Below are 5448 nucleotides of genomic sequence, written 5' to 3' on the forward strand. Positions count from 1 at the left end.
CCGCGACGCCCTGCTCGCCGCGCTGGCGGAGGACGGGACGGAGCCGGCCGTCGCGTCGCCGTCGTACCCGCTCCCGGCGCGGCTCGCGCGGCCCGCGCAGCTGAAGGCCGCGGCGGCCGACGTCGAGACGCGGACCAACGAGGTCTACGCATGGGTGGTCTCGCAGACGTCGGCGACGACCCGTGCCGACGCCGTCGAGGCACTCGAGAAGGGAGCGATCCGCGAGCTGGGGCTACGAGGAACTCCCGAGATGTTCCCCGGAGCCACCGAGCTCGCGGATCGCGCTGGCCTGGACACTGGGCCGGCTTAGAAGGGACTCCGCCTGTTGTGGGGACCTGCGGTTGGACCGCCCTTCCGTGTGCACAATCATGCAAGCGTGGCGGGGGCAGGGCTACCGATCGGCTTCCCCATGTCTTTGCATTGCACAAAGGTGCAATGCGACGACCGGCAGCGTCACATCCGGCCGGTGTCGAGGAACCGCTGGTGCCAGCCGAGCGCCTCGGCGAGGAGATGAGGCGTGTGGCGAGCGGTCGGCCGCGCCGCCTCGGCGCGCGCGAGGTAGTCGTGGAGCCGGTCCCGGAAGGCGGGATGCGCGCAGTGGTCGATGATCCGCCTCGCCCGGGTGCGGGGCGAGAGTCCGCGGAGGTCGGCCAGCCCCTGCTCGGTCACGATGACCTGGACGTCGTGCTCGGTGTGGTCGACGTGGCTGGCGAACGGGACGATCGAGGAGATCGCGCCGCCCTTGGCCGTGGACGGGGAGACGAAGAAGTTGAGGAACGCGTTGCGGGCGAAGTCGCCGGAGCCGCCGATGCCGTTCATGATCGCGCTGCCCATCACGTGGGTGCTGTTGACGTTGCCGTAGATGTCGGCCTCGATCATCCCGTTGATCGCGATGATGCCGAGCCGGCGCACGACCTCCGGGTGGTTGGAGATCTCCTCGCTGCGCAGGAGGATGCGGCCCTTGTAGCCGTTGATGCCGTCGTTGAACCGCTTCACGCCGTCGGGCGAGAGCCCGAACCCCGTGGCGGAGACGCCGGTCAGCCTGCCGGCGTCGAGGAGGTCGAGCAGCCCGTCCTGGATCACCTCCGTGTACGACGTCAGGCCGGTGAACTCCGCGTCGAGGAGCCCCGCCATCACGGCGTTCGCGACGTTGCCGACGCCGGACTGCAGCGGCAGGAGCTCGGGCGGCATCCGGTCGTGGCGGACCTCGCGGCGCAGGAAGTCGACCAGCAGGTCGGCCATCGCGCGGGAGTCGTCGTCGACCGGCTTGAGCGGCGTGTTGCGGTCGGGGGCATCGGTCTCGACGACGGCCGCGACCTTGGCCGGATCGACCCGGAGGTAGGGGTCGCCGATCCGCTGCATCGTCGAGGTCAGCTGGAGCGGGACGCGGTGCGGGGGAAGGCGGGTGCCGTAGTAGATGTCGTGGAAGCCCTCGAACTCGCGTGGCTGCCAGCTGTTGACCTCGAGGATCACGCGGTCCGCCTGGTCGAGCCAGGTCTTGTTGTTGCCGACGCTGCTGCTCGGCACCAGCAGCCCGTGCGGCAGGATCGCGGCCACCTCGACGATCGCGACGTCGAGGTGGCCGTAGAACCCGAACCACATGTGCTGGGCGCTGTGGGACAGGTGGGCGTCGACGTACTCCACCTCGCCGGTGTTGATCGCCGCGCGCAGGGTCGGGTCGCCCTGGTAGGGCAGGCGCTTGGAGAGCGCGTGCGCCCCGGCCAGGACGCCGTCCACCTCGGGCGAGGTGGACGCGCCCGTCCAGAGCTGGACGCGGAACGGCTCGCCCGTCGCGTGCGCGGCCGTCGCGCGACGTGCCAGGGCCGCGGGCAGCGCCTTCGGACTGCCCGCGCCGGTGAACCCCGACGAGCCGACGGCGTCGCCGTGGCGGATGAGCGCCGCCGCGTCGTCCGCGCTCGTCACCCGGCCGGCGAGGACCGGGTCGAGGATCCTGGTCAACGCCGCCGGCCTCAGCCGCGGACGAGCGCGGTGAGGGCGGGGACCGCATCGGCGAGCGGGACGTCCCGCCGCTCGCCGGTACGGCGGTCCTTGACCTCGACGAGGCCGTCGGCCAGGCCGCGGCCCACGGTGACGATGGTCGGCACGCCGATGAGCTCGGCGTCCTTGAACTTCACGCCGGGGCTCACCTTGTCGCGGTCGTCGAAGAGGACGTCGAGACCGGTGGCCCGGAGCTCGACGGCGAGCGTGGCGGCGGCGTCGATCAGCGCGGCGTCCTTGCCCGCCGCGACGAGGTGGAGGTCGTACGGCGCGACGTTGCGCGGCCAGACCAGGCCCAGGTCGTCGTGGTTGCCCTCGGCGATGACCGCGACCGCCCGGGTCACGCCGATCCCGTAGGAGCCCATCGTGACCGTGACCAGCTTGCCGTTCTCGTCGAGCACCTTCAGGTCGAGCACGTCGGCGAAGTAGCGGCCGAGCTGGAAGACGTGGCCGATCTCCATGCCGCGGGCGATCTCGACCGGACCCGAGCCGTCCGGCGCCAGGTCGCCGTCACGCACCTCGGCCACGTCGACGACGCCGTCGGCGGAGAAGTCCCGGCCCGCGACCAGGGAGTGCACATGCTGCTGGTCGACGTTCGCGCCCGTGATCCAGACGGTGCCCGGCACCACCCGGGGGTCGAGCAGATACCGGATGCCGCTGGCCGCCTTCTCTCCCAGCAGCGCACCGTCGGGGGTCCAGGGACCGATGTAGCCCTTGGTGAGGAGCGGGTGCCGTGCGAAGTCCTCCGGCGTGGCGGCCTCGACCTCGGCCGGGGCGAACGCGACCTCGGCCCGCTTGCCGTCCACCTCGCGATCGCCCGGGAGCCCGACGACGACGAGCTCCCGGGTGCCGTCGGGCTGGGTCAGCGCCAGGACGACGTTCTTCAGGGTGTCCGCGGCGGTGAAGTCGCCCTCGAGGACGGCGTTCGCGTGGGCGACCAGGGTCTCGATGGTGGGGGTGTCGGGAGAGTCGAAGACCGCCGCCGGCGGCACGTCGTCGTAGCCCTGCTCCTCCGGAGCGAGGGTGCGGAACGCCTCGACGTTCGCGGCGTAGCCTCCGGCGGAGCGGACGAAGGTGTCCTCGCCGATGGGCGTGGGGTGCAGGAACTCCTCGCTGCGGGCGCCGCCCATCAGCCCGTTGTCGGCCGCCACGATCACGTAGTCGAGCCCGAGCCGGGTGAAGATCCGCTCGTAGGCGTCCCGCTGCGCCTGGTAGGAGGCGTCCAGGCCGGCGTCGGTGTGGTCGAAGGAGTAGGCGTCCTTCATGGTGAACTCGCGACCGCGCAGCAGACCGGCGCGCGGACGCGCCTCGTCGCGGTACTTGTCCTGGATCTGGTAGATCGTCAGGGGCAGGTCCTTGTAGGAGGAGTAGAGGTCCTTGACCAGCAGCGTGAACATCTCCTCGTGCGTGGGCGCGAGGAGGTAGTCGGCGTCCTTCCGGTCGTGGAGCCGAAAGATCCCGTCCCCGTAGGAGGTCCAGCGGCCCGAGCGCTCATAGGGGTCGCGCGGCAGCAGCGCCGGGAAGTGGACCTCCTGCGCACCGGCGCGGGCCATCTCCTCGCGAACGATCTCCTCCACCCTCGCCTTGACCCTCAGCCCGAGAGGCAGCCAGGTGAAGATGCCCGGCGCGGCCCGCCGGATGTAGCCCGCGCGGACCAGCAGCCGGTGGCTCGGCACCTCCGCGTCGTTGGGGTCCTCCCGGAGCGTGCGCAGGAAGAGATGGGACATGCGGTCGAGCTGGGCCATGGCGCACAGGTTAGGGCGTCACGCGCGGGCGGCGCGCAGCGCGCTGCGGATGAGGGGGATCTGGAGCGGGAGGCGGCCGAAGGCCGCGGCCTTGTACGGCGTGCTGCTGGTGCGCAGGGAGTCCGTGGCCATCTGGACGTTCGCCGGGTAGACGGCGGCGAGGAGCAGCGCGCTCCCCCACCCGGCCGCGCGACGGGTGGCCGGGACGTTGAGCCCCGCGGCGAGGGCGAGCTCGGCGACGCCGCTGGCGATGATCACCTCGCGGTGGGCCGGGACCCAGGCGGGCATGATGAACTCGAACGTCTTCGGCCTCACGAGGTGGATCGTGCCGCTGACGGCGAAGGCGACGGTGAGGATCCTGGTGCCGGATGTGAGAGCCATGCCCCGAGCCTACGGAGAGGGCGATCAGGCCCAGCCCAGATCGGTGGATCTGGGCTCAGAACATGACCGTCGAGAAGGTGGCCGACTGCACGAAGCCGACCGCCGCGTAGGTCCGGCGGGCGGCGGTGTTCCAGTCGTTGACGTAGAGGCTGACCGTCGGGGCGATCTCGCGGCGGACGAGGTCGACGACGGCGGCCATCCCGCGAATGCCGAGGCCCTCCCCGCGACGGTCGGGGACGACGTACACGCCCTGGATCTGGGCGGCGACGGGCGAGGAGCAGGCCACCTCCGCCTTGAACAGGAGGCGGCCGTCGGTGTCGAAGCGGGCGAAGGACCAGCCGCGGGCCATGAGCTGGAGGACGCGGGCGCGATAGAGCTCGGCGCCGCCGCCGGACTCGGGCGAGATGCCGACCTCCTCGGTGTACATCGCGACGCAGGCGGGATAGACGGCGTCGAGGTCGGCGCGGCTGGTGCGCCGGACGAGGGGGTCGGGGTCGGCGGCCGGCGGGCCGCTGATCTGGAGGTGCGGCTGACGCCAGCGCGTCTCGCGGGGCGTGCCCCACGCGCCGCCGAGCGCGTCCCACAGCGACTCGACGGCGTCATGCGGGCCGACGATGGTGGAGACGGTGCGACCGCGGGTCAGCGCCCGCTCGCCGAAGGCGCGGGCGTCGTCGGGGCGACAGCCGATCGGGACGAGGTTGGCGCCCACGTGGCATGCGGCCACGAGGTCGCCGCCGTCGAAGCGGCCCCACATCTCACCGCCCAGCCAGCGCGGCTCCAGGCTGGTGGACCGGGCGCGGTAGTCGGCGAAGACGTTGACGATCGGGTCGCGCTTGACCAGCGTGAGGAAGGCGTCCAGGTCGGACGGGCCCAGGACCCGGATCCCCTGGCGCATCGTCAGCATGCCGCCACCCTAGATGACATATTCCAAGGGGTCGTGCTGCGAGCGGCGCTCAGCGCCGCGCTCGCAAGGCGCGGGCGCGAGGGCAGGCCGGCCGCCTGTCGAGCGTCCGCAACGCCGCGAGCGTGGATGCTGAGTGTCGCGCAGCGTGCGAGCCCTTGGAATATGTCATCTAGTGGTCATCTAGTGCGGTGGGCGGTCTCCGCCGAGGTGCCGGGCGAGGAACGACACGGTCTGGTCGTAGTAGGGCTCGAGCGGGATGCCGAGGAGGCAGTGGTTGCCGTGGGGCACCAGCTCCACCTCGACCTCAACCCCCGCCGCGCGGTAGGCCGCGGCGAGCAGCTCGGTCTGGCCGGGCGGCACCAGCTCGTCGGCGAGACCGTGGATCAGCAGGGCCGGGGGCGACGCCGGGCCGACGTGGGC

At 71.9% G+C, this 5448-nt stretch carries 6 protein-coding genes; 1 reads left to right on the forward strand and 5 read right to left on the reverse strand.

The genetic code is table 11. The features are described 5' to 3' along the window. On the forward strand, positions 1 to 310 hold a 310-nt coding region (locus QM572_RS17755; protein WP_415095305.1), incomplete at its 5' end, for a DUF4439 domain-containing protein. A 143-nt stretch (positions 311 to 453) separates the two neighbouring features. Here the strand turns inward: QM572_RS17755 and QM572_RS17760 are convergent. The 5 genes from QM572_RS17760 to QM572_RS17780 all read right to left on the reverse strand — a co-directional run. Beyond that, the gene (locus QM572_RS17760) at positions 454 to 1959 is read right to left on the reverse strand and encodes an acetyl-CoA hydrolase/transferase family protein (RefSeq protein ID WP_415095306.1); all 1506 of its coding nucleotides are present in this window, start codon (positions 1957 to 1959) and stop codon (positions 454 to 456) included. An 11-nt stretch (positions 1960 to 1970) separates the two neighbouring features. After that, complete coding sequence (locus QM572_RS17765; RefSeq protein WP_415095307.1) at positions 1971 to 3743, reverse strand: proline--tRNA ligase; 1773 nt, start codon at positions 3741 to 3743, stop codon at positions 1971 to 1973. Positions 3744 to 3761: 18 nt separating this feature from the next. Continuing rightward, on the reverse strand, positions 3762 to 4124 hold the full coding sequence (locus QM572_RS17770; protein ID WP_415095308.1) for a hypothetical protein: 363 nt from the start codon (positions 4122 to 4124) through the stop codon (positions 3762 to 3764). A 55-nt stretch (positions 4125 to 4179) separates the two neighbouring features. Next, the gene (locus tag QM572_RS17775; protein ID WP_415095309.1) at positions 4180 to 5028 is read right to left on the reverse strand and encodes a GNAT family N-acetyltransferase; all 849 of its coding nucleotides are present in this window, start codon (positions 5026 to 5028) and stop codon (positions 4180 to 4182) included. A 180-nt stretch (positions 5029 to 5208) separates the two neighbouring features. Continuing rightward, positions 5209 to 5448, reverse strand: a 240-nt coding sequence (locus QM572_RS17780; protein WP_415095310.1) for an alpha/beta hydrolase family protein, incomplete at its 5' end; no start/stop codon positions are given.

Source organism: Nocardioides sp., assembly GCF_047607365.1.
Taxonomy (GTDB): Bacteria; Actinomycetota; Actinomycetes; order Propionibacteriales; family Nocardioidaceae; genus Nocardioides.